26 protein-coding genes are annotated in these 22,753 nt (G+C 70.3%); 20 read left to right on the top strand and 6 right to left on the bottom strand.

The window, feature by feature from the left end; translation table 11 throughout:
* Positions 1 to 4: 4 nt before the first annotated feature.
* The 5 genes from BLW47_RS14670 (at position 5) to mshC (ending at position 4,464) form a co-directional block, all read left to right on the top strand.
* A complete protein-coding gene (locus tag BLW47_RS14670; protein WP_091556840.1) occupies positions 5 to 841 on the top strand; it encodes an undecaprenyl-diphosphate phosphatase in 837 nt (278 codons plus the stop codon).
* 91 nt (positions 842 to 932) lie between these two features.
* Entirely contained in the window at positions 933 to 1,652 is a 720-nt protein-coding gene (locus tag BLW47_RS14665; RefSeq protein ID WP_091556606.1) for an MSMEG_4193 family putative phosphomutase, read from the top strand.
* Positions 1,653 to 1,738: 86 nt separating this feature from the next.
* The gene (locus BLW47_RS14660) at positions 1,739 to 2,311 is read left to right on the top strand and encodes a DUF3090 domain-containing protein (protein WP_091556604.1); all 573 of its coding nucleotides are present in this window, start codon (positions 1,739 to 1,741) and stop codon (positions 2,309 to 2,311) included.
* Positions 2,312 to 2,328: 17 nt separating this feature from the next.
* Positions 2,329 to 3,132, top strand: a complete 804-nt coding sequence (locus tag BLW47_RS14655) for an SCO1664 family protein (protein ID WP_245736662.1) — start codon at positions 2,329 to 2,331, stop codon at positions 3,130 to 3,132.
* 93 nt (positions 3,133 to 3,225) lie between these two features.
* The gene (mshC, locus tag BLW47_RS14650) at positions 3,226 to 4,464 is read left to right on the top strand and encodes a cysteine--1-D-myo-inosityl 2-amino-2-deoxy-alpha-D-glucopyranoside ligase (RefSeq protein WP_091556600.1); all 1,239 of its coding nucleotides are present in this window, start codon (positions 3,226 to 3,228) and stop codon (positions 4,462 to 4,464) included.
* Positions 4,465 to 4,506: 42 nt separating this feature from the next.
* Here mshC and BLW47_RS14645 read toward each other — a convergent pair whose 3' ends face one another.
* Together BLW47_RS14645 and BLW47_RS14640 are read right to left on the bottom strand one after the other, a co-directional pair.
* A complete protein-coding gene (locus BLW47_RS14645) occupies positions 4,507 to 5,298 on the bottom strand; it encodes a GntR family transcriptional regulator (protein ID WP_091556597.1) in 792 nt (263 codons plus the stop codon).
* A 127-nt stretch (positions 5,299 to 5,425) separates the two neighbouring features.
* Positions 5,426 to 6,295 carry a PAC2 family protein gene (locus BLW47_RS14640; protein WP_091556594.1) on the bottom strand — a complete coding sequence of 290 codons (870 nt, stop codon included), beginning with the start codon at positions 6,293 to 6,295 and terminating at the stop codon, positions 5,426 to 5,428.
* A gap of 240 nt (positions 6,296 to 6,535) precedes the next feature.
* Between BLW47_RS14640 and metH the strand changes: the two genes are divergently transcribed.
* Complete coding sequence (metH, locus tag BLW47_RS14635; RefSeq protein WP_175543634.1) at positions 6,536 to 10,048, top strand: methionine synthase; 3,513 nt, start codon at positions 6,536 to 6,538, stop codon at positions 10,046 to 10,048.
* A 57-nt stretch (positions 10,049 to 10,105) separates the two neighbouring features.
* Here the strand turns inward: metH and BLW47_RS14630 are convergent, their stop codons facing one another.
* Both BLW47_RS14630 and BLW47_RS14625 read right to left on the bottom strand, forming a co-directional pair.
* Positions 10,106 to 10,372 (bottom strand): tyrosine-type recombinase/integrase, encoded by a 267-nt coding sequence (locus tag BLW47_RS14630; RefSeq protein WP_217634851.1) that lies wholly within the window; start codon positions 10,370 to 10,372, stop codon positions 10,106 to 10,108.
* A gap of 97 nt (positions 10,373 to 10,469) precedes the next feature.
* On the bottom strand, positions 10,470 to 10,922 hold the full coding sequence (locus BLW47_RS14625; protein WP_139307299.1) for a hypothetical protein: 453 nt from the start codon (positions 10,920 to 10,922) through the stop codon (positions 10,470 to 10,472).
* Positions 10,923 to 11,062: 140 nt separating this feature from the next.
* Here BLW47_RS14625 and BLW47_RS14620 point away from each other — a divergent pair, with 140 nt between their 5' ends.
* The 8 genes from BLW47_RS14620 (at position 11,063) to BLW47_RS14590 (ending at position 16,609) form a co-directional block, all read left to right on the top strand.
* Positions 11,063 to 11,554 (top strand): hypothetical protein, encoded by a 492-nt coding sequence (locus BLW47_RS14620; RefSeq protein ID WP_091556589.1) that lies wholly within the window; start codon positions 11,063 to 11,065, stop codon positions 11,552 to 11,554.
* 369 nt (positions 11,555 to 11,923) lie between these two features.
* On the top strand, positions 11,924 to 12,508 hold the full coding sequence (locus tag BLW47_RS14615) for a dihydrofolate reductase family protein (RefSeq protein WP_217634850.1): 585 nt from the start codon (positions 11,924 to 11,926) through the stop codon (positions 12,506 to 12,508).
* Positions 12,509 to 12,784: 276 nt separating this feature from the next.
* Positions 12,785 to 13,132, top strand: a complete 348-nt coding sequence (locus tag BLW47_RS14610) for a hypothetical protein (RefSeq protein WP_091556584.1) — start codon at positions 12,785 to 12,787, stop codon at positions 13,130 to 13,132.
* Entirely contained in the window at positions 13,129 to 13,878 is a 750-nt protein-coding gene (locus BLW47_RS14605) for a hypothetical protein (RefSeq protein ID WP_091556582.1), read from the top strand. Before BLW47_RS14610 ends, BLW47_RS14605 begins: the two co-directional genes overlap by 4 nt.
* A 14-nt stretch (positions 13,879 to 13,892) precedes the next feature.
* Positions 13,893 to 14,210, top strand: a complete 318-nt coding sequence (locus tag BLW47_RS25625) for a hypothetical protein (RefSeq protein WP_245736642.1) — start codon at positions 13,893 to 13,895, stop codon at positions 14,208 to 14,210.
* A gap of 18 nt (positions 14,211 to 14,228) precedes the next feature.
* Entirely contained in the window at positions 14,229 to 15,017 is a 789-nt protein-coding gene (locus BLW47_RS14595) for a hypothetical protein (RefSeq protein ID WP_091556580.1), read from the top strand.
* Positions 15,018 to 15,113: 96 nt separating this feature from the next.
* Positions 15,114 to 15,257: a hypothetical protein gene (locus BLW47_RS25125; RefSeq protein WP_175543633.1), complete on the top strand. Its 144-nt coding sequence runs from the start codon at positions 15,114 to 15,116 to the stop codon at positions 15,255 to 15,257.
* Between the two features lie 386 nt (positions 15,258 to 15,643).
* Positions 15,644 to 16,609, top strand: a complete 966-nt coding sequence (locus BLW47_RS14590) for an AfsR/SARP family transcriptional regulator (RefSeq protein WP_175543632.1) — start codon at positions 15,644 to 15,646, stop codon at positions 16,607 to 16,609.
* Positions 16,610 to 16,704: 95 nt separating this feature from the next.
* Here the strand turns inward: BLW47_RS14590 and BLW47_RS14585 are convergent, their stop codons facing one another.
* Both BLW47_RS14585 and BLW47_RS14580 read right to left on the bottom strand, forming a co-directional pair.
* Complete coding sequence (locus BLW47_RS14585; RefSeq protein WP_091556576.1) at positions 16,705 to 17,394, bottom strand: lysophospholipid acyltransferase family protein; 690 nt, start codon at positions 17,392 to 17,394, stop codon at positions 16,705 to 16,707.
* Positions 17,395 to 17,565: 171 nt separating this feature from the next.
* Positions 17,566 to 17,766: an SDR family oxidoreductase gene (locus tag BLW47_RS14580; RefSeq protein WP_245736641.1), complete on the bottom strand. Its 201-nt coding sequence runs from the start codon at positions 17,764 to 17,766 to the stop codon at positions 17,566 to 17,568.
* A gap of 37 nt (positions 17,767 to 17,803) precedes the next feature.
* Between BLW47_RS14580 and BLW47_RS14575 the strand changes: the two genes are divergently transcribed.
* From BLW47_RS14575 to BLW47_RS14550, 6 genes are all read left to right on the top strand, one after another.
* Positions 17,804 to 18,322 carry a beta-ketoacyl-[acyl-carrier-protein] synthase family protein gene (locus BLW47_RS14575; RefSeq protein WP_425435398.1) on the top strand — a complete coding sequence of 173 codons (519 nt, stop codon included), beginning with the start codon at positions 17,804 to 17,806 and terminating at the stop codon, positions 18,320 to 18,322.
* Between the two features lie 106 nt (positions 18,323 to 18,428).
* Positions 18,429 to 19,367 (top strand): beta-ketoacyl-ACP synthase III, encoded by a 939-nt coding sequence (locus tag BLW47_RS14570; RefSeq protein WP_091556574.1) that lies wholly within the window; start codon positions 18,429 to 18,431, stop codon positions 19,365 to 19,367.
* 254 nt (positions 19,368 to 19,621) lie between these two features.
* Positions 19,622 to 20,506, top strand: a complete 885-nt coding sequence (scoE, locus tag BLW47_RS14565) for a (3R)-3-[(carboxymethyl)amino]fatty acid oxygenase/decarboxylase (RefSeq protein ID WP_091556572.1) — start codon at positions 19,622 to 19,624, stop codon at positions 20,504 to 20,506.
* A 27-nt stretch (positions 20,507 to 20,533) separates the two neighbouring features.
* The gene (locus BLW47_RS14560) at positions 20,534 to 21,760 is read left to right on the top strand and encodes a cytochrome P450 family protein (RefSeq protein ID WP_091556570.1); all 1,227 of its coding nucleotides are present in this window, start codon (positions 20,534 to 20,536) and stop codon (positions 21,758 to 21,760) included.
* Between the two features lie 28 nt (positions 21,761 to 21,788).
* Entirely contained in the window at positions 21,789 to 22,328 is a 540-nt protein-coding gene (locus tag BLW47_RS14555) for an FcoT family thioesterase (protein WP_091556568.1), read from the top strand.
* Between the two features lie 4 nt (positions 22,329 to 22,332).
* Positions 22,333 to 22,731, top strand: a complete 399-nt coding sequence (locus BLW47_RS14550; protein ID WP_091556566.1) for an acyl carrier protein — start codon at positions 22,333 to 22,335, stop codon at positions 22,729 to 22,731.
* Positions 22,732 to 22,753 lie beyond the last annotated feature (22 nt).

Genomic DNA, 22,753 nt, shown 5'->3' with positions numbered 1-22,753 from the left:
CCAGATGGGCTGGATCGAGGCGATCGTCCTCGGGATCGTGCAGGGGCTCACCGAGTTCCTGCCGGTCAGTTCCTCCGCGCACCTGCGGATCACGTCCGCGCTCTTCTTCGAGCACGACGCCGGGGCCTCGTTCACCGCGGTCACCCAGCTCGGCACCGAGGCCGCGGTGCTGCTCTACTTCGCGAAGGACATCTGGCGGATCGCGAAGACCTGGATCGTCGGGATCTGGGACCGGTCGGTGCGCAGCAGCCCGGACTACCGGATGGGCTGGTACGTCATCGTCGGCTCGATCCCGATCGGCATCCTGGGGCTGCTGTTCAAGGACGCCATCCGCGGCGCGGCCCGCAACCTCTGGATCACCGCGACCGTGCTGATCGTGTTCGCCTTCATCCTGGCCTTCGCCGAGTACTGGGGGCGCCAGACCCGGACGCTGCCGCGGCTGAACATGCGCGACAGCGTCGTGATGGGCTTCGCCCAGGCGATGGCGTTGATCCCCGGGGTGTCCCGCTCGGGCGGCACCCTGACCGCCGGACTCCTGCTGAACCTGACGCGCGAGGCGGCGGCCCGGTTCTCGTTCCTGCTCGCCATCCCCGCGGTGGTGATGTCGGGCGTGTTCAGCCTGCCGGACGTGTTCGCGCCCGGTGAGGACGGCACCTCGGTGCCGAGCGGCCCGCAGATGGTCGTCGCGACCGTGATCGCGTTCGGGGTCGGCTACGCGGCGATCGCCTGGCTGCTGCGCTACGTCGCCCACCACAGCCTTTACGCGTTCGTGCTGTACCGGGTGGCACTGGGCAGCCTGGTGATGGCGCTGCTGATGACCGGCACGATCTCCGCCACGTAGCACCGCGGTGCGCCGGGCCGGGGCCGGCACGACCGAGCGCCACGGGTGCGCCGGGCCCGGTCGGGATCCGGTGCACCCGTAGGCTGACGGGGTGGCGACCCTCCTGCTTCTGCGACACGGCCGTACCGCCGCCAACGCCGGCGGGGGCCTCGCCGGCCGCCAGCAGGTCGAGCTCGACGACACCGGACGCGCCCAGGCCGCCGCGGTCGGCGAGCGACTGCGCGCGATGCCGCTGGCGGCCGTGGTGACCAGCCCGCTGGTGCGCTGCCGCCAGACGCTGGAGCTGGCGTTGCCGCAGGCGACCCCGACCGTGGAGGAGGGGCTGATCGAGTGCGCCTACGGCGCCTGGGAGGGGCAGCCGCTCAAGAAGCTCGCCAAGGACCCGCTCTGGCCGGTCGTGCAGCAGCATCCCAGCGCGGCGGTCTTCCCCGACGGGGAGTCGATGGCGGCGATGTCGGCGCGCGCGGTCGCCGCGGCGCGGCGCTGGGACGCCCGGGTCGAGGCCGAGCACGGGCCGGAGGCGATCTGGCTGGCGTGCAGCCACGGCGACATCATCAAGGCGATCGTCGCGGACGCGCTCGGCGTACACCTGGATCATTTTCAGCGGATCGTGGCCGATCCCGCGTCCGTGACGGTGATCCGCTACACCCCGATCCGGCCGTTCCTGCTGCGCCTCAACGACACCGGCGGCGACCTCGCCGGGCTCATCACGCCCAAGCGCCGGCGTTCCCGCCGGCCCCGGCCGGGCGACTCGGACGCCGCGGTGGGCGGCGGTGGCGGTGGCGGGGGCGACAAGGGGCCGTCACGATAGCGGGGATTGTCCCGCGGCGGGCAACCCCCGGCGATTCTCCGTCGGTGCGTTGCGCGGCCGGGTTCGCCGCCGGATAGGGTCTGGTTATGACCCACCAGGTGCACGCCTTCGAACCGCCGGAGCGGTTCGTCGCTGGGACCGTGGGTCCGCCGGGCGAGCGGACGTTCTTTCTGCAGGCCCGCGGCGGCGGGCGGCTGGTCAGCGTGGCGTTGGAGAAGGTCCAGGTGTCGCTGCTGGCCGAGAAGCTCGAGGAGTTGCTCGCCGAGGCGCACCGCCGCTTCGGCGTCCAGCTGCCCGAGGGTGTGGCCGCACCGTCCGACAACGACCCGCTGGACACCCCGGTCGACGAGGAGTTCCGGGTCGGCACGCTCGGGCTCGCCTTCGACGTCGACACCGCGACCGTCGTGATCGAGGCGATCGCGACGGGCGAGACCGAGGCGGTGGAGCTCAGCGAGGGCGACAAGGTCGAGGAGACGGACGAGGAGCCCGATGACGACCTCGACCGGCTGCGCGTGCGGATCTCCCCGGAGGCGGCGCGCGGGTTCATCGAGCGCGCCCGGCGCGTGGTCGCGGCCGGTCGCCCACCCTGCCCGCTCTGTGGCCAGCCGCTGGACCCCGCCGGCCACCTCTGTCCCCGCCACAACGGCTACCACCGCTGAGCGTCGTGACCTCGGGTCTGCAACCTGTGCTCGACGAGAGTGACGCGCTGCGGCTGCTGCGAAGCGGCGAGGTGGAGTTGGAGGGGCGGCTCGTCGACGCCTCCAACACGACGCTGCGCGCGTTCCTGACGCTCGACGGGGTGACCGCGCGCTGCGTCTACAAGCCGGTGCGCGGCGAGCGGCCGCTCTGGGACTTTCCGGACGGCACGCTCGCCGGCCGCGAGGTCGCCGCGTACCTGGTGTCCCGGGCCACCGGCTGGGGGCTGGTGCCCCCCACCGTGCTGCGCGACGGCCCGCTCGGGCCGGGCGCCTGCCAGCTCTGGATCGACGAGCCCGCGGAGGCGGAGCCGCTGGTCGGCTTCGTGCCCGCCCGCGAGCTGCCCGCCGGATGGTTCCGGATCGCGGCCGCCCGCGGCGACGACGGCCGGGCGTACGCGCTGGCGCACGCCGACGATCCGCGGCTGGCCCGGATGGCGGTGTTCGACGCGGTGATCAACAACGCCGACCGCAAGGGCGGCCACCTGTTGATGGGTCCGCAGGACCGGGTGTACGGCGTCGACCACGGCGTCAGCTTCCACGTCGAGGACAAGCTGCGCACGGTGCTGTGGGGCTGGTCCGAGCGGCGGCTGCCGGAGGAGGCGGTCGAGGTGCTGCGCCGGCTGGCGGCCGCGCTGGACGGGCCGTTGGCGGCGGAGCTGGCCGAGCACCTGACCGTCGCGGAGGTGCACCAGGTGGGCTCGCGGGTGCGCCGGCTGCTCTCGACCAACCAGTTCCCGTTGCCCCCGGAGGACTGGCCCGCCATGCCCTGGCCGCCCATCTGACGGCTCGGCGGCGCGCCGCCACCCGCGGCGCTGTCGCGTTGATCACTACGGCCGCGCCGCGCCGCCCGACCGCCGCTGGTTAGGCTGGCAATCATGGAGTCTTGGACCGGGCATCAGGTGCCGCGGCTGCCGGGCACGGGGCAGCCGCTCGCGTTGTACGACTCGGCGCGGCGCGCCGTCCACCCGACCCGACCGAGCGACACGGCGACGATGTACGTCTGCGGCATCACGCCGTACGACGCGACCCACCTGGGACACGCCGCCACCATGATCACTTTTGATCTGGTGCAGCGGATGTGGCGCGACGCCGGCCACGCCGTGACGTACGTGCAGAACGTGACCGACATCGACGACCCGCTGCTGGAGCGCGCCGCGCGCGACGGCGAGGACTGGGTCGTGCTCGGCATGCGGGAGACCGCGCTGTTCCGCGAGGACATGGAGGCGCTGCGGATGATCCCGCCGGCGCACTACGTCGGCGCCGTGGAGTCCATCCCCGCCATCGCCGAGAAGATCCGTGCCCTGCTCGACGACGGCGCCGCCTACCGGCTCTCCGACGGCACCGGCGACGTCTACTTCGACATCACCGCCGCGCCGGCCTTCGGCTACGAGTCCAACCTCTCCCGCGACCAGATGCTCGCCTTTTTCGCCGAGCGCGGGGGCGACCCCGACCGGGCGGGCAAGCGCGACCCGCTCGACCCGCTGCTGTGGCGCGGCGCGCGCGACGGCGAGCCGGCCTGGGAGGGGGGCCGGCTCGGCCCCGGGCGACCGGGTTGGCACATCGAGTGCACGGTGATCGCGCTCGGCCTGCTCGGCGACACCATCGACGTGCAGGGCGGCGGCAACGACCTGCTCTTCCCGCATCACGAGTGCTCGGCGGCGCACGCCGAGCGGCTGACCGGCAAGGCCCCGTTCGCCCAGCACTACGTGCACGCCGGGATGATCGGCCTGGACGGCGAGAAGATGTCGAAGTCCAAGGGCAACCTGGTCTTCGTCTCCCGGCTGCGCGGCGACGGCGTCGACCCGATGGCGCTGCGGCTGGGGCTCGTCGCCGAGCACTACCGGGGCGACCGGCAGTGGACCGACGACGTGCTCAAGACCGCGCAGCAGCGGCTGGCGCGCTGGCGCGAGGCGGCGGCGGCCCCGGCCGGGCCGTCCGGCGCCGGGCTGCTGGCCGCGGTCCGCGCCCGGCTCGCCGACGACCTCGACACGCCGGGCGCGTTGGCGGTGGTGGACGCGTGGGCGGACGCGGCGCTGGCCGGCTCCGGCGACGACCGCGAGGCCCCCGCGCTGCTGGCCGACACCGTCGACGCGCTGCTCGGCATCCGCCTCTGACCCCGGCGCCGGCGGGCGCCGGCGTCGACCGGCCTTGGGCGGTTACCCGAGCACCAGGCCCGGATCGGGGTCCGGGTCGGGCTGCGGCGCGGGGATCCGGTACTCCTCGGTCAGCGTGGTCACCGGGCCCGGCCAGGTCGCCTGGGCGACCTCGAGCGGCTTGTGCGCGGCGTCGTACGCCACGTGCAGCAGGTGCAGCACGGGGGTGTCGGGGCGGATCTGCAGCAGCTCGGCCTCTTCCCGGCTGGGCTGCCGGGCGCTGATCGTGTCGCGGGCGGAGACGTACGGCCGGCCGATCGCCTCCTCGGCCTCCTGGTACAGCGGACGCCCGAACGCCTCCATCCGCTCCAGCGACGTGCCGGCCGCGTCGGCGACCCGGAACCACGAGGCGCCGACCTCGACGGGGGAGTCCTCGGTGCGCACGATGTGGCGGCGTACCAGGAGCTCGGTGCCGTCGGCGACGCCGAACGCGTCGGCGACCTCCGGCGGGGCGGGCGCGCGCCCGACCTCGACCAGGTGTTGCCGGTAGCGCGCCGCGAGGTCCGCGTGGTAGCCGCGGTGTCCGCCGTAGCGGCCGCGGGAGAGCCGGTTGAGCCGCCGCCGGGTGCCCCGGACGTACGTCCCGGAGCCCGGCTTGGTGATCAACAGCCCCTCGACGCGGAGCTGGTCGATGGTGCGCTGGACGGTCTGTTTCGCCACCCCGAACATCTCGGCGATCGCCGGGATCGAGGGCAGCCGCTCGCCCGGCGCCCAGTCGCCGCGCCGGATCTGCGCGCGCAGCTGCTCGGCGATCTGCCGGTGCGGCACCTCGGCGGCGCCCGGATTGATCGTCACGCCTCCACCTCCACTCGTACACCTAGCCTCCTAGGATGCCTTACGGGGTGTGGCGCCGCGCACTCGACACGCGAAAACGGCCCGCCGACGGGGGTCGACGGGCCGTTGGCGAAACCGGGGGAGCGGACTACCAGGAGCCGGCGGTGGGACCCGCGGACCCGCCGCGCCGCCGCAGGTACTTCTCGAACTCCTGGGCGATCTCGTCGCCGGTCAGCGGCTGGATGCCCTCATCGCCGACGCGTTCCTCCAGCTCGCGCACGTACTCGCCGAGCTCGGCGTCCTGCTCGGCAGCGGTGCGCACCCGCTGCTCCCACTCGGCGGCCTCCTCGGCCAGGTCCGCGGTGGGCACCGGCAGGTCGAGCACCTCCTCGACGCGGTGCAGCAGGGCCAGCGTCGCCTTCGGGCAGGGCGGGTTGTTCGCGTAGTGCGGCACGTGCACCCAGAACGACACCGCGTCGACCTCGGCGCGGTTGCACGCGTCCTGCAGCACCCCGACGATCCCGGTCGGGCCGTCGTACCGGGTCGGCACCAGCTGATAGCGCTCCGCCGCGTCCTTGTCGGACGCGCTGCCGCTGATCGGCAGCGGCCGGGTGTACGGCACGTCGGCGAGCAGCGCGCCGAGCAGCACCACGCGGTTGATCTCCAGGCTGTGGCAGACCTCGAGCACCTGCTCGCAGAAGGTGCGCCAGCGCATGCTCGGCTCGATGCCGCGGATCAGCACCACGTCCCGTTCGGTGCCCTCGGGGCTGGCGACCATGAACCGGGTGGTCGGCCACTCGACGCGCCGGGTCTCCCCGTCGGCCATGGTGATGTTGGGTCGGCTCACCTGGAAGTCGTAGAAGTCCTCCGGGTCCAGCGCCGCCACTTCCCGCGCCTGCCACACCTGCTCCAGGTGCTCCACCGCGGCCGTCGACGCGTCCGCAGCGTCGTTCCACCCCTCGAACGCCGCGATCGCCACCGGCGAGCGCAGCATGGGCAGCCCGTCGAACTCGCTCACGACGTCTCCTTGCGGCGGATGGTCACGGCATACCTTTCATCCCTCACATCCGCCAGCCTACGTGCCTGCTCGGGTTGCGTCCCGGTGGCCGCGCCGTCGCCTTCCCGCCGCCGGGACGTGTCCGGGCGGCACGCCGGGGCAGGCCGACAGAGGCCGACGGTCGAGCGATGCCCATCACATAATGTGGGAGCGCAAAGCTTGGCGATCGGTGGCACGCGCGGCGGGCATTAGCCTAGGGACGTGCCGACTTCCCTGCTTGACGCGCTCGCCCACCGGATCCTCATCGCCGACGGGGCGATGGGCACGATGCTGCAGGCGGCTGACCTGACCCTGGACGACTTCCAGGGCCACGAGGGCTGCAACGAGGTCCTCAACGTCACGCGTCCGGACGTGGTCCGCGGTGTGCACGAGGCGTACCTCGCCGCCGGCGCCGACTGCGTCGAGACCAACACCTTCGGCGCCAACCTGCCCAACCTCGCCGAGTACGGCATCGAGGACCGGATCTGGGAGCTGTCCGAGGTGGGCGCCCGGCTGGCCCGCGAGGCCGCCGACGCGTACGCGACGCCGGAGCGGCCGCGCTTCGTCCTCGGCTCGATCGGGCCGGGCACCAAGCTGCCCACGCTGGGACACGCCAGCTACGCGACCCTGCGCGACGCGTACGCGCAGAACGCCGGCGGCCTGATCGCCGGCGGCGCCGACGCGCTCATCATCGAAACCTGCCAGGACCTGCTGCAGGTCAAGGCCGCCGTGGTCGGGTCTAAGCGGGCGATGGCCGAGCTGGGCCGGCAGGTGCCGATCATCTGCCACGTCGCGGTCGAGACGACCGGCACCATGCTGATCGGCAGCGAGATCGGCGCGGCGTTGACCGCCATCGAGCCGCTCGGCGTGGACCTGATCGGACTGAACTGCTCGACCGGGCCGGCGGAGATGGGCGAGCACCTGCGCTACCTGTCCCGCTACTCGCGCATCCCGCTGTCGGTGATGCCCAACGCCGGGCTGCCCGTGCTGACCGCCGACGGCGCGTACTTCCCGCTCACCCCGGACGAGCTGGCCGACGCGCTCGAACAGTTCGTCACCGACTACGGCGTCGGGCTGGTCGGCGGCTGCTGCGGCACCACCCCGGAGCACATCCGGGTGCTCGCCGAGCGGCTGCACGGCGCCGCGCCCCGCCCGCGCGAGCTGCGTCCCGAGCCGGGCGTCTCCTCGATCTACCACCACGTGCCGTTCGCGCAGGACGCCAGCGTGCTGATGGTGGGGGAGCGGACCAACGCCAACGGCTCCAAGGCGTTCCGCGAGGCGATGCTCGCCGCCGACTGGCAGGCGTGCGTCGAGATCGCGCGCGGCCAGGCGCGGGACGGCTCGCACCTGCTGGACCTCTGCGTCGACTACGTGGGGCGCGACGGCACCCTGGACATGCGGGAGCTGGCCGGCCGGTTCGCCACCGCGTCGACGCTGCCGATCATGTTGGACTCCACCGAGCCGGCCGTCATCGAGGCGGGCCTGGAGATGCTCGGCGGGCGCTGCGTCGTCAACTCCGTCAACTTCGAGGACGGCGACGGCCCGAACTCCCGCTACGCCCGCGTGATGCCGGTGGTCAAGGAGCACGGCGCCGCGGTGGTGGCGCTGCTCATCGACGAGGAGGGTCAGGCCCGCACCGCCGAGTGGAAGGTACGGGTGGCGGTGCGGCTGATCGAGGACCTCACCGGCCGGTGGGGGATGCACTTGTCGGACATCCTGATCGACGCGCTGACCTTCCCGATCGCCACCGGGCAGGAGGAGACGCGGCGCGACGGCATCGAGACCATCGAGGCGATCCGCGAGATCGCCCGCCGCTACCCGGGCGTCAACTTCACCCTCGGCATCTCCAACGTCTCGTTCGGCCTCAACCCGGCCGCCCGGCAGGTGCTCAACTCGGTCTTCCTGCACGAGTGCGTGCAGGCCGGGCTGACCAGCGCCATCGTGCACGCCAGCAAGATCCTGCCGATGTCGAAGATCCCCGACGAGCACCGGGAGGTCGCCCTCGACCTGATCTACGACCGCCGCCGCGAGGGGTACGACCCGGTGCAGCGCTTCATCGAGCTGTTCGAGGGCGTCGACGCGGCATCCGCGCGGGCGACCCGCGCCGAGGAGTTGGCGGCGCTGCCGCTGGACGAGCGGCTCAAGCGGCGCATCATCGACGGCGAGCGCAACGGCCTCGAGGCCGACCTCGACGCGGCGCTGACCCAGCGGTCCGCGCTGGCGATCATCAACGACACCCTGCTGGAGGGCATGAAGGTCGTCGGTGAGCTGTTCGGCTCCGGGCAGATGCAGCTGCCGTTCGTGCTGCAGTCGGCCGAGGTGATGAAGACGGCGGTCGCCTATCTCGAGCCGCACATGGACAAGGCCGACGACGCCGGCAAGGGCCGCATCGTGCTCGCCACGGTCAAGGGCGACGTGCACGACATCGGCAAGAACCTGGTGGACATCATCCTGTCCAACAACGGCTACGACGTGGTCAACATCGGCATCAAGCAGCCGATCAGCGCGATCCTGGAGGCCGCCGAGCAGCACGGCGCCGACGCCATCGGCATGTCCGGCCTGCTGGTCAAGAGCACTGTGATCATGAAGGAGAACCTCCAGGAGATGATCACCCGCGGGGTCGCGGAGCGCTGGCCGGTGCTGCTCGGCGGTGCCGCGCTGACCCGGGCGTACGTCGAGGACGACCTGCGGTCGCTCTACCCCGGACAGGTGCACTACGCGCGCGACGCCTTCGAGGGACTGTCCCTGATGGACCGGGTGATGACCGCCAAGCGCGGCGGCGCCGCGGTCGTCGACCCCGAGCGGGAGGCGGCCCTGGCCGCGCGCCGGGCGCGCCGGGAACGGCAGCGCGCCCTGGTCTCCGAGGCGCTGCCCGACCTCGACGACGCGTCGGTCCGCTCCGACGTGGCCCGCGAGGTCGACATCCCCACCCCGCCGTTCTTCGGCACCCGCGTGGTCAAGGGCATCCCGCTCGCGGAGTACGCCACCCTGCTCGACGAGCGCGCCACCTTCCTCGGCCAGTGGGGGCTGCGCGGCTCGCGCGGCGGCAACGGCCCGTCGTACGACGAGCTGGTCGAGACCGAGGGGCGGCCGCGGCTGCGCTACTGGCTCGACCGGCTCACCGCCGACAAGGTGCTCGAAGCCGCCGTCGTCTACGGCTACTTCCCGGCGTACTCCGAGGGGAACGATCTTGTCGTGCTCGACGAGAACGGCCACTCCGAGCGGGCGCGGTTCAGGTTCCCGCGGCAGCGGCAGGAGCGGCGGCTCTGCCTCGCCGACTTCTTCGCGCCGAAGGGCGACAAGCTCGACGTGGTCGCGCTGCAGCTGGTCACCGTCGGCCAGCCGGTCAGCGAGTACACGGCCAAGATGTTCGCCCGCAACGAGTACCGCGACTACCTGGAGGTGCACGGGTTGTCCGTGCAGCTGACCGAGGCGCTGGCGGAGTACTGGCACCGTCGGGTGCGCAGCGAGCTGGTGCTGCCCGGTGGCCGTACCGTCGCCGACGACGACCCGGCCGACCTCGCCGGCCTGCTGCGCACCGACTACCGCGGCTGCCGGTACGCCTTCGGCTACCCGGCCTGCCCGGACCTGGAGGACCGGGCGAAGGTGGTCGAGCTGCTCGGCGCGGAGCGGATCGGCGTGCAGCTGTCGGAGGAGTTCCAGCTGGTGCCGGAGCAGGCCACCGACGCGATCGTCGTGCACCACCCGGACGCCAACTACTTCAACGCCAAGTAGCAGGCGGAGGGGTTGTGAGCTGGGCAGAAGCACTCGACAACGCCCCTTGGACCGTGATCAGGCCGTCGCCGGGCCGTCACCGGTCTCCGGGTCGTCGGCGAAGGCTTCGTCGATGGCCCGGCGGGTCCGATCCTCGCTGCTGGGTAACAGGTGCGTGTAGACCCGCAGCGTGAAGCCGGGGTCGGCGTGGCCGAGGTATGCCGACAGCGCCTTGACGCTCTCCCCGGCGTCGAGGAGAACCGACGCGTAGGTGTGCCGGAGCACGTGCATCCCGTTGTGCCGCGTGTCCTCGATCCCGGTCGCACGGATCGCGGGCTTCCACACGCGCGCGTTGAACTTGGGTCGGCTCCGGCTGCCGGCGATGCCTGGTCTCGCATGATGGTTGAACCCGCCCGGAACGGCGTCGCAGGATGCTTGACGCTTAGGATTGCGATCGGGTTCGGGACTGTGAGCCACGCACCGAGAGCCACCAGGCGATGTCGATGACAACCTGTTCCGTTTCGAGGACATCACGCTCGAACGCTTCCACGTCGACGGGTCCCGGCGATTGATCCATCAGCTCGATGATCTCATTGGGGAGTCGCACGTTGTGCGCGTCGATGTAGTGCGCGAGCCCCTCTGGCCACACGAAGTACTTGCCGTCGGTCAGCTCGGTGGATCCATTGCTGGTGCCACACAGCCGACACAGTGAATGGCCCGCTGTAGCCACGAACCACGTGCCGCCACGCAGGTAGTCGCTTACCCGTCGCTGGCTCGCCACATCGGCCTCGCGGTCCACGAAAAGCGCGGCGTCGGGCCAGTGCTCTTCGCCTGGCTCACACCAGTAGCCGATCAGTCGCAAAGTCCGGGTGTTGTCTGCCTCGCTGCTCGACACGGGCATCATCATCGCAGGATCGGATAACGGGTCGAGCGTCAAGGATCAGCCGAGCCCGCCGGAATCCGTCCACCAGATGCTTGACAGTCGACCTTGGTCTGCTACGAGACTGAGCAGGGCGCGAAGACTGGGAGGGTGCCTTGATCGCGACGGAGCTGCAACTCTTCGCGGACTACTACCAGGTCCACCTGTTCGATGACGGATCCGTCACCGATCTTGGGGACGCCTGGACCGACGAGGCGGTGCTCGACAACCTTGCCGTCGACACGGACGCCATGGCCGTCGGCACCACCGTCAACGTCAACGTGGCGGTAACCGTGGAGGTGTTGGAGGCAGCGCCAGAAGACGACAGCGCGGAGTTCGACCACGTCGTGGAGGCAAGCTTGCAAGTTTCCTCGGGTCGACTCGTCGTCATGGGCTGCACCGACTACGAGCCGGAGGCCGCACGGTTCCGGGTAGCGGCGGGACCGGTTCGCGTACGCGCCGCGAGAAGCAACCTGGCCGAAGAAGAACATCTCGGCATTGATTCCGACGACGATCCGGCGACCATGGAGCGTCTTCGACTGCAGGTATGGCCTGCCCCACATGCTGACCCGGTTGTCATCAAGCGCTGGAAGCCGCTGGCGGCTTAGCTCACCCGCCGACCAACGCTGCCCACGGCGATCATGTCCAGCATCTGGTGGGACGCAGGTGTAAAGCATCAGGCGGGACACAACGCAGCCGGTATGTCGGGCTTCAGTTGATGCGTTACGGATCGTGGTCGGATGATCCGTGACAGCTCCGGTTGGAAATTTTGGGTCGATGCAACGTGAAGCGTATCGGCCGAAGCCGGTTGATTTTGTCAACCCTGAGTGGCCCCACCTGGACGGAGGTACCTGGCCCATCGCCAGGTTGGTCGAGCTGTGTCCCCGTTCCCCGCGCCATCGCCTGCTACGGTCCGCACGGCCGCTTGCAAGTCGCGATCACTCAGGAGGTTCGCGGTGCCGGACACCACTTGCCACATGTCGATCTCGCTGGACGGCTTCGTCGCCGGGCCGGACCAGAGCCGCGAAGACCCCCTGGGCAAGCGGGGGCGGGAGCTGCACGGCTGGCACATCGGCGACCCGCGAGCCAACGATGCCGACAAGGTCGCGAGCGAGTGGCTCATGCGCCCGCGGGGTGCGTATGTGATGGGTCGGAACATGTTCGGCCCGATCCGCGGGGACTGGGATGAGGAATGGACCGGGTGGTGGGGCCCCGAACCGCCGTATCACGCGCCGGTGTTCGTGCTGACCCATCACGGACATGACCCGATCGAGATGGACGGCGGGACGACCTTCCACTTCGTCACCGAGGGCTTCGACGCGGCCTACTCCGCAGCGTGCCAGGCTGCCGGAGACAACGGCGTGGACATCGCCGGTGGGGCCTCGACCGTCCGACAGGCACTGATCGCCGGCGTGATCGACGAGTTCACCCTCGACATCGCACCGGTCCTGCTCGGTTCGGGCGAGCGCATCTTCGACGGTGTTGAATCATTCGGCTTCGAACCCGCCGAGGTGCTTCACTCACCGCTGGCCAGCCACATCCGCTATCGCCGCGTCAGCTGACTCCTCAGGTGCTGCCCGCGCTATCGTGCCGTACTTCGCGGCTTCTCGGGTTTGCGGACCTTGAACCGAACTGCGGACTCGTAATGCGCGGGTCGATCAGCCGAGAAGATGATCTGACAACGGGCACCTGGGGCACTAGGCTCGCTGGCCATGGCTGGTGGTTTGGCTGGTCCGCGGGGGCGGGACACGGGGTTGGTATGGGGGACCGTCGCCGGGCTGTGTCTTGTCTCGGTCCTTTACGCGTGGTTTCGATCGCCCGATGCGACTGACCGGGCGGTGTTCGGTCGGCCGCTGTCGCTGGCGGTGCTCGTGGTGTCGCTGCTGTTGACGGGGATCGCCGCGGTGGCCTCGGTGGTGGCGTGGTATGGCGCGCGGGACTGGTCGCGTGGCCGCCGGTGGGGCATAGCTGGGCCGCTGGTCGCCGTCACGGTTGGGATCGTCGTGCTGGGGATGGGAAGCGTGGCGTCGACTCGTACCGGCAGCGATGCGGTGCTGGGGATGCTGCTGCTGGTCGGGGCGGCGGCGATGGCTGCGGTGGCTATGCGGCTGGTACGGGTACGTGCCACCGCCAGTGGCGAGCGGTTGCGGGGACGTTTCGAGCAGCTACGAAAGGACCGTTCGTGACCGCCGACATCCTCAGTTCGTTGCAGCAGTTCCAGCAGTACGCCGTGGGGATGCAGAACCTCTTGGCGCAGGCACAGGCCGGTGTGCCGGAACGGGTGGAGGCGACGGACCGTAGCGGCATGGTGCGCGCGGTACTCGGCCGCGACGGCCTGCCCGAATCCATCACCGTGGAGCCGGACTGGCAGCACCGGCTGACCGCCGACGGATTCGGTGCCGCGGTGTTAGAGGCATGTCAGACCGCTGCCGGTGAACGGATGGCGGCCTGGTCGCAGGCGTTGCAGGCCGACGGGCTGCGTGCACGGGTCGATCGGATGCGTGAGGACCTGGCCGAGCGGCCGGCGCCGGCGCCGGCCGATGCGCTGCCCGCTGAGCTGCGGCATCAATGGGACCGCGCGCGGCCACGCGGACTGGAGTACCTGGTGGAGGATGTGCTGCGGGCCGCCGACCGGGTCGACGAGTTCGCCGCCGCGTCGCCGTTGGCCGTTAGCGGAACCGGCACGGACGCATCGGGTCGACTGGTTGTCACCGTGTCCAAGGCCGGCCTGGTGTCGTGCGAGGCCGAACCGCGATGGGCGGGCCAGCAGCGTGGGACGGCCCTGACCGCCGCGCTGCGTGAGGCAGTCGCCATGGCTCGCGCGGACCTGGCTCGCGCATCTCAGCCCTCTCACTCAACCGGCGAGCTGGACCAGTTGCTTACCGAAGCCCTCGCGATCCTGAACGACCCGCAGCGGCTGGCCCAATCCTGAAGGGAACTGTCGTCATGTCTCCGCCCCCCAGCAAGCAAGAGGTCGCGGTCGCCACCGAGACGCTGCGTACCGAGGCGAACATGTGGCTGCGCCACAGTGACCAGATGGAAGTTATCGCCGGCAAGGCCCAAGGGCTGCGGATGACCCGGCTGGAGGCGGGAATCTTCCAGTTGCTGGTCTCCCCGTACGACGAAGTCGCCGATCAGATCACCGCCCGCTGCCGCGAGGGTCAGCAGCGGATGGCCGACATCGCTGCCACGCTGCGCCAGGTCGCCGACACCTACGACGCCGAAGACGCCAGCAACGCGCACAAGCTCCAGAACCTCTACTGACTTTGGGAACCGATCCGGATGGCATTCAGCGTCGCTCAGTACGAAGCCACTATCGACAAACTCACCGCCGGTATGGCAGACCTGTCAGCCAAGCTCCAGGAGGTCGGCCCGACGGTGCAGAAGGCGACCAGCCATTGGTACGTCACGCAAAGCGTCGCCGATGACCTCGTCTGGGTGGGCAACAAGATCCTCGAACTCGGATCGTGGGTCCTCGACAAGCTCGCAGAGCTACTCAAAGGCGCCGCCGCGCCCGTGACCTTCTTCTTCACCGCCCGGGACTGGGAAGATGTCCGCGGGCTCGCCACCGGCGTGTCCGGCCAGCTCAAGCCGGAACTGCTCGGGGTGGGCCGGGTCTGGCACGGCAGCGCCGCCGACGCCTACGTCAAGCAGATCAAGCCCCAGTCGGACGCCGCCGCCCGCGTCGGCACCCTCGCCGACAAGACCGCCGTCGCGCTGTACACGTGCGCGGCGACCGGCCTGGCCTTCTACGTGGCGCTCGCCGTCATTCTGATCAAGTTCATTGTCGCGACCATTACCGCGCTCGCGGCGCTCGGCAGTGTGGTCTTCTCCTGGGCCGGTGCCGCGCTCATCGTCGAGGAGGCCGCCGTCAACACAGGAATGATCGTCGCGGCGGTGAGTGGCCTCGTCGCGGTCCTCGGCGCTCAGGCCAGCCAGATGGTGGTACTGCACGGCGAAGCGGTTGACGGCAGCACCTTCCCCGGTGGTCAGTGGCCCAACGCCACCCCCGACCATTTCAGCGACGCCACGGTCACCGACGGCGACGCAGACTGGTCGCTCCAGCGCTGACAGCCACCTCTTCCTAACTCGAGGCTCTCCCCGCTGCCGCAGGCCGAATACCTCGGCCTCCGCCTACAGGCGCTGGGCGCCGCGCGGCTGTACCTGATGAACCGCTTCCGGTGCGGTGACGCCGCCGTCCGGTGCGCCGAGGTCCAGCCGGAGTCGATCGCCCACCCGCTGCGCCTTTGGGTGCCGGCCGCCGACGCGCACCCCGCGGGGGACGACCCGTCGGTCCGGCCGGCCGGGTGACCGCCCGGGTCACTTTCGGTGACTACGCGATCCTGGCTGGTGAGGGCGTCATCGCCTCGGTGCAGGTGGCGAACTGGGACGACGCCGCCTTGCCGCACCCCCGAGACGATCGATCCCGACCGGCCGCGCGCTCCTCGGCACCTCGCTTTCGGTGACGGCATCCACGTGTGCCTCGGCGCGTTCCTCGCCAAGCTCGAACTCAAGATGGTGCTGGAGCAGCTCGCCGTCCGCTATCCCCGCATAAAACTAGCAATTCCGGCGTCCAAGATTCCCTATCGTGCGTCGACTCACCTGCACGGATGCTATGCGCTGCCAATCGATGTCGGCTTGGTGTCGCATGAGTGCGGTAGCGTTGTCACGGACCCGCGATAGTGAGCATGCTATTGATGCAGGTCAGTCTGCATCATGGCAGTAGGGCCGTTGACACCCGCCGGAGCCTCTGTCAGGATCGGCCGGCTGGATCGCTCGGCCCGGAGTTCATCCGGCAACACGAGCAGCTTCACGGGGGAGGCGCTTTGAACAGCATTGGCTCCGTGCTGTACGCACCGCAAAATTCAAGCACCGAAGGTAAGGTTTTCGTCAATCTGCTGGGGCCGCTCGAGATTTTGGACGAATGCGGCAATTCGATCACGCCCGCGCCCGCGAAGATGCGTGCCCTGGTGGCTCTGCTCAGCGCCCACCCGGGGGTGGTCATGACCACGCAGCAGATGCAGGTCGCGCTCTGGCCCGACAACCCTCCCCGCACCGCGACGACCGCGATGCAGGTGTACGTGTCACGGCTGCGCAAGCACCTGGACGCCAACGGCACTCCGCAGGGGGCGATCGCCACCCGGCCGTCGGGATACGTGCTCGACGACGGCGACTACGTCATCGACCACCAAGTCTTCCGGTCGCTGGTTCGGCAGGCCGACCACGCCGAGAGCGAGAACCGCATCGAGGACGCGGTCGAGATGCTCCAGCAGGCGCTGCTGCTGCGCCGTGGGCCGGCCCTGGCCGACCTGCGCATGCTGCCGGCGTTGAACGCGATCGGGCGCCGGTTCGACGAGCAGATGCTGGCGACCTTCGGCCGCAAGGCGGAGCTGGAACTCAACCTCGACCGGCACGCCCGGTTGATCCCCGAGCTGATCGCGATGGCGGCGGAACACCCGCTGCACGAACACATCCACCAGCTCCTGATGTTGTGTCTCTACCGCAGTGGCCGCGCCGCCGAGGCGCTGTCCATCTACGCGCGCCTGCGTGAGCTGCTGATCGACGCCGCCGGCCTGGAGCCGAGCGCGACCACCCAGCGGCTCCAGCACCGGATCCTGCAGCTCGACATGCGACTGAGCGGGGCCGACGCGCTCGCGGCCTGACCGGTGACACCGTGCCCGCGCCGCCCCGTCGAGCGGCGCGGGCACCGGGGGGCCACCGGTCACCGAAGATCACGCCGAGGTGTCACACCACTTTCTCAGCCGCCGGACCGGCCCGCGCTGCCGGGCGTGCCTGACGCGGCGGCGTCCGGCCGGACGGCATAGGCGTTGACCGTCTCCTGGCCGGTCAGCTCCGCGATCCGGTCCATCACCTCATCGGTCATCGCCCGGATTTCCCGGGCGTTGCGCCGCGTCTCGTCGGAGCCCCGGAAGTGGAGCGGCTTGCCGAAGTGGACGCCGACCTCGAGCCCGGCACGGGGTAGGAGCTTGCCGCGCGGCTGCACGGCGTCAGTGCCGATCAGACCCACCGGGACCACCGGGGCGCCGGTCATCAGTGCCAGTCGGGTAACGCCAGTTTTGCCTCGGTAGAGCCGGCCGTCGACGGACCTGGTGCCCTCCGGGAAGATGCCGAATACCTTTCCGCTGAGAATCACCTGACGGGCCTGCTCAAGGCCGGCGAGAGCGGCCCGCCCCCCGCTGCGTTCCACCGGGATCTGACCCACCGACCGCATGAACAGGCCACGCAGTCGTCCTTTGGCGCCGGTTTCGACGAAATAGTCGGACTTGGCCATGAAGAACACCAGACGTGGACAGGCGACGGGCAGAAAGAGATGATCGGCCACGGAGAGGTGATTTGCGGCGAGAATGACCGGGCCACTTTCCGGCACGTGCTCGAAGCCGCTGACCCGCAGTTTCCAGAAGGTCTTCAGTGTGGGGCTGGCAATCATGCGGAGGCTGGAATATGCGAGTGACAACGTACCTTCCAAGTGTCACGGGGCCGGCTCCCCAGGCGGTCGCCCGGCCATTCTGGGTTGCATCACGGCCCGCTTCCGCAGCCCTCCGTATGGTAGATCCCCCTGACGACTCCGGGGAACGGAGCCGGACCGCCGTCGGCCGTTTCAGTAGACGAGTCCGCCGTCCACTCTGATCAGGACGGCATTGATGTAGTCCGCGTCGCTGCCGGCGAGGAAGACGGCGGTGGCCGCGATGTCGTCGACCGAGCCGATGCCGAGCATCGACCGCTGCGCCTTCTCCTCGCGGATCTTCTCATCGAGCGCCTCGCCCAGCCCGGTGTCCAGTAGGCCGGGGGCGAGCACCACGGTCCGGATGCCGTACGCCGATGGGGGAGGGGCCGGCGTGGTGGTGTTCAAACGCGCCGAGCACGCCGCCGCGCGCGGGGCCCGGATCCACGCCCGCCTGGTCGGCGCCGGGGTGACCGCCGACGGTCACGACATGGTGCAGCCCCATCCGGGCAGCCGGGGCGCGATCCGGGCGATCACCCTCGCCCTCGCCGAGGCCGGGCTCGACCCCGGCGAGGTCAGGCACGTCAACGCGCACGCGACCAGCACGCCCGCCGGCGACCTCGCGGAGGTGCGGGCCATCCGCAGCGCCCTCGGCGAGCATCCGGTCGTGACCTCGACCAAGTCGATGACCGGGCACCTGCTCGGCGCGGCCGGCGCGGTGGAGGCGATCGCCACGATCCTCGCCATTCGCGACGGCGTCGTGCCGCCGACGATCAACGTGGACGAGTTGGACGAGGCGGCGACGCTGGACGTGGCGGCGCACACGCCGCGGTATGTCGACATCCCGGTGGCGTTGAACAATTCCTTCGGCTTCGGCGGGCACAACGTGGCGCTACTGTTCAGCAGTCCGTGAGAGGGTCATGACGGGACCACCGTGGCGAAGGTACCCTGAATGCCGATCGGCCAGCGGCGCGGCTGGCGATCGGCCCGCGCGTGCCGATTGGCGAGGAGTTGCTCTCTTGACTGGGTCGAAGATCATTGGGCTGGGTCATTATCAGCCGTCGAAGGTGGTCACCAACGACGATCTGGCGAAACTGGTGGACACCAGCGACGAGTGGATCACGACTCGGGTCGGCATTCGCACCCGGCGCATCGCCGAGAAATCCGAGACGGTCGACGAAATGGCCGCCCAGGCCGGCGCCAAGGCGCTCGCGGCGGCCGGCCTGACCGGCGCGGACATCGATCTGGTCGTGGTCGCGACCTGCACCGCGATCGATCGTTCGCCCTACATGGCCACCCGGGTCGCCGCCCGGCTCGACATGGTGGCGCCGGCCGCGCTCGACGTGAACACCGCCTGCTCCGGGTTCACCCACGCGCTCGCCACGGCCGACCATGCCATCCGGGCCGGCTCGGCCAGCCGGGCCCTGGTCATCGGCGCGGACAAGCTCAGCGACTTCGTCGACTGGACCGACCGCAGCACGTGCGTGCTGATCGGCGACGGCGCGGGCGCGGCGGTGGTGGAGGCGTCGGACGAGCCGGGCATCGGGCCGGTCGTGTGGGGTTCGGTGCCGTCGATGGCGGGCGTGGTCCGCATCGAGGGTCCGTCCGGCCCGTTCCAGCAGGAGGGGCAGACCGTCTTCCGGTGGACCACCACCGTGCTGCCCGAGCTCGGCCGGCGGACCTGTGAGAAGGCGGGTGTCCGGCCGGAGGAGCTCGCCGCGGTCGTGCCGCACCAGGCCAACCTGCGCATCATCGAACCGTTCGTGAAGCGGCTCGGCGCCGAGCAGGCCCTGCTGGCCCGCGACGTGGTGGAGTCCGGCAACACGGCCGCGGCCAGCATTCCGATCGCGCTGGCGAAGCTGGTCGCGGCGGGTGACGTCCCGTCCGGAGCCCCGGTGCTGCTGTTCGGATTCGGTGGTGGCCTGGCGTACGCCGGTCAGGTGGTGCGCTGCCCGTAGGGCCGCGCAGAGGACGCTTTCCGGCCGGGCCCCGAGGGCCCGGCCGGAGTTTTTTCGCGCTCGTGTGCGGATCGCTAAAACCGCGCTTAATTGACGCCGAAGCAATCTCTTGCCGGCCGGCTAAGCGCGTTGCGGGTGAGGTCGGGCGTCTCCTACTTTCGAAATCGACGCGGGGCCGTCGGCGGCCGTCCCGAAATGCGGACGATTGGCTGTTCCGGCGATCCGATCATCGGTCATTCGAAAGAGGGGAAGCGATGCGCGTTACTGAGCGGAGCGGTGCCAGGTTCGGCGTGACCGTCGAATCGTTCGATCCGCGGACGGCTTCCGCAGACGAATTCGAGGCGCTCAAGAAGCTGGTCTACACCGAGAAGATCGTGGTGCTGCGGGGGCAGCGCCTCTCCTCGCCCGAGTTCATCGACCTCGGTCGGCGACTGGGACGCATCGACGTCTACTACGAGCCGATGTACCACCACCCGGAATACCCGGAGATCTTCGTCTCGTCCAACGTGAGCAGCGGGGACCAGCGCGTCGGCGTACCCCAGACCGGCAAGTTCTGGCACGCCGACTACCAGTTCATGGCCGAGCCGTTCGGGCTGACCCTGATCTACCCGCAGGTGCTGCCCAAAAAGAACCGCGGCACCTACTTCATCGACATGGGTCGGGTGTACGAGCAATTGCCCGACGAGCTGAAGGCCGCGGTCGCCAGCACCCGGACGATGCACAGCCCGCGCCGCTACTTCAAGATCCGCCCGAGCGACGTCTACCGGCCGATCAAGGACCTGCTCGAGGAGATCGAGCAGAAGACGCCCGCGGTGGCGCACCCCACCGTGTTCCGCCACCCGGTCACCGGCGAACGCGTGCTCTACCTGAGCGAGGCCTTCGCGTACGAGATCCACGACGCCGACGGCACGGTGCGCACCGACGACCTGCTCGACCGGCTGCTGGAGTTCAGCGGCCAGCTCGACGCCACCTTCACCAGCGAGTACATCCACCTGCAGACCTACGAGCCGGACGACCTGCTGATCTGGGACAACCGGTCGCTGGTGCACCGGGCGCTGCACACGGCCACGCCCGAGCCGGCCGTCTCGCACCGGGTGACCGTCCACGACGCCCACCCGTTCTACGAAGACGCGTCGTAGTCCCGTCGAGTCCCCGGAGCGCTTCTCATGACCGACGCCCAGAGCCGCTGCCCCGTCGCGGCGTTCGACGACACCTTCTTCGCCGACCCCTACCGCGCCTACGCGCTGATGCACCAGGCCGGCCCCGTGCACAGCATCGTGACCCCGGAGGGGGTGCCGGCCTGGCTCGTCACCGGCTACCCGGAGACCCGCGCGGCGCTGGCCGACCGCCGGCTCGCCCGTAACATCAAGCACGCCGGCAGCGCCTACCGAGCCATGCCGCTGCCGGCCGAGTTCCGCAGCCGCACTCTGGCCACCGAGGACGCGCCGGAGCACACCCGGCTGCGCGAGTTCATGAACCGCGCGCTGGCCTTCAAGCGGGTCAAGGGCCTGCGACCGCGGGTCGAGCAGATCACCGAGCAGCTCATCGACGCCGTCGTCGACAAGGGCGAGGCCGACCTGGTGACCGCGCTCGCCGCGCCGCTGCCCATCACCATCATCGGCGACCTGCTGGGCGTGCCGGACGAGCACCGCGCCAACTTCGTCCACTGGAGCGACGCGATGCTGGCCACCATCCCGGTGGCCGACGCCTCCGGCCGCGACTTGGCCGAGGTCGCCCACGAGGCGTCCGGCAGCATGCTGCGGTTCCTCGTCCGGATGGTGGCCGAGAAGCGCGCCGATCCCGGCGACGACGTGTTCTCGCAGTGGATCCTGGCCCGCGACGACCAGGGCCAGAGCCTGGACGACCACGAGCTGATCGGGCTCGGCTTTATGGTGCTGCTCGGCGGCTACGACACCACCGTCGGCATGATCGGCGGCAGCATCCTGTCGCTGCTGGAACACCCCGAGCGGATGGCCGAGCTGCGCGCGCACCCGGAGCGGCTGCCCGCCGCGGTCGAGGAGTTCCTGCGCTACTACGGCACCGCGCACACCGGCGTGCGGCGCTTCGCCACCGAGGACATGGAGATCGGGGGCGTGCAGATCGCGGCCGGCGACGTGGTGATCGTGGCGATGGGCGCCGCCGACCGCGACCCACAGCGGTTCCCCGAGCCGGACGAGCTCGACTTCAGCCGGCCGGAGAACCACCACCTGGCCTTCGGGCAGGGTCCGCACTACTGCCCGGGCTCGGAACTGGCCCGGATGGAGATGACGGTGGCGCTGCGGGCGGTGCTCGACCGGCTGCCGAACCTGCGTCTCGCGGTGCCGGCCGAGCAACTGCCGTGGCGGCGGTCGTACCTCATCCGCATCCTGCAGTCGCTACCCGTGACGTTCTGACCGACGCGTACGCGAGGAGGGTTCTTCGATGCCAGCCCCGGAGGAGGAGCACGCCCTGCGGTTCGGCGAGGACGCCGAGCTGTTGGATCGGGTGCTGCGGCCGTACCGTGAGCACTGCAAGTACCTCAAGTCGGCGGTGGTCACCGCGTCCACCGACCCGGACACCGCGCCGCTGACGGCGCGGTGCGAGTTCGAGATCCCGGAGTCGTGCTACATCGACGACACGGGCCACTTCAACGCCGTCGAGTTCAACATCTGCTACAACCAGATGTTCTACTACGTGGCCGCCAAGGCGGTGCTCGAGAAGGCCGCCGAGCCGTACGCGCAGTGGACGATGGACGACTACTGGCGCCGCCAGCTGCCGAACATCCTGATCACCGACTTCCGCAGCTCGTTCCGGCGGGCGATGCACGGCAAGCGCTTCTACGGCGAGATCAGCTTCACCCGGATCCACCAGCGCGGCAGCCTGCTCATCAACGACACGCGCTGCCGCTACTGGGACGACGGCACCGGCGACTGTCGCGGTGAGGTCAAGGTGGTCATCACCGACGCGCCGGCGGTGGGGTGAGCCGGTGACCACCGCCCCCGCCCGCCGGCACCTCGCCGAACTGCCGCCCCACGCCCGGTGGGCGGCCCTGGAGAACCTGGTCGTCGAGAAGTTCCGGGCCGCGCTGCTGCTGACCCCGGACGAAAACCTGCCGTTGGACGAGAACTACTTCGGGCTGGGTCTCACCTCGCTCGGGGTCACCGAGATCAAGCAGACCCTGGAGGCCGAGCTCGGCTGCGAGATCGACACCTCCGCGCTGTTCCACAAGCTGACCGTCGCCGACCTGCTCGACCACCTGACCGCCACCGGGCTGTCCGACCTGTTCCCGCCGCGTCCGGCCGCCCCGGCGGCCGACGACGGACCGGACCGGGCCGTTCGCCAGGCGCTCGTCCGGGACCTGCTGCACCGGCTGTACGAGGCCTGAACCCCGCCGTCGACCGGCGATC

Source organism: Micromonospora pattaloongensis, from assembly GCF_900107255.1.
GTDB classification, from domain to species: domain Bacteria; phylum Actinomycetota; class Actinomycetes; order Mycobacteriales; family Micromonosporaceae; genus Micromonospora_I; species Micromonospora_I pattaloongensis.
Note: the sequence above shows the minus strand (reverse complement) of the source record. Positions and strands in the feature narration are given on the sequence as shown.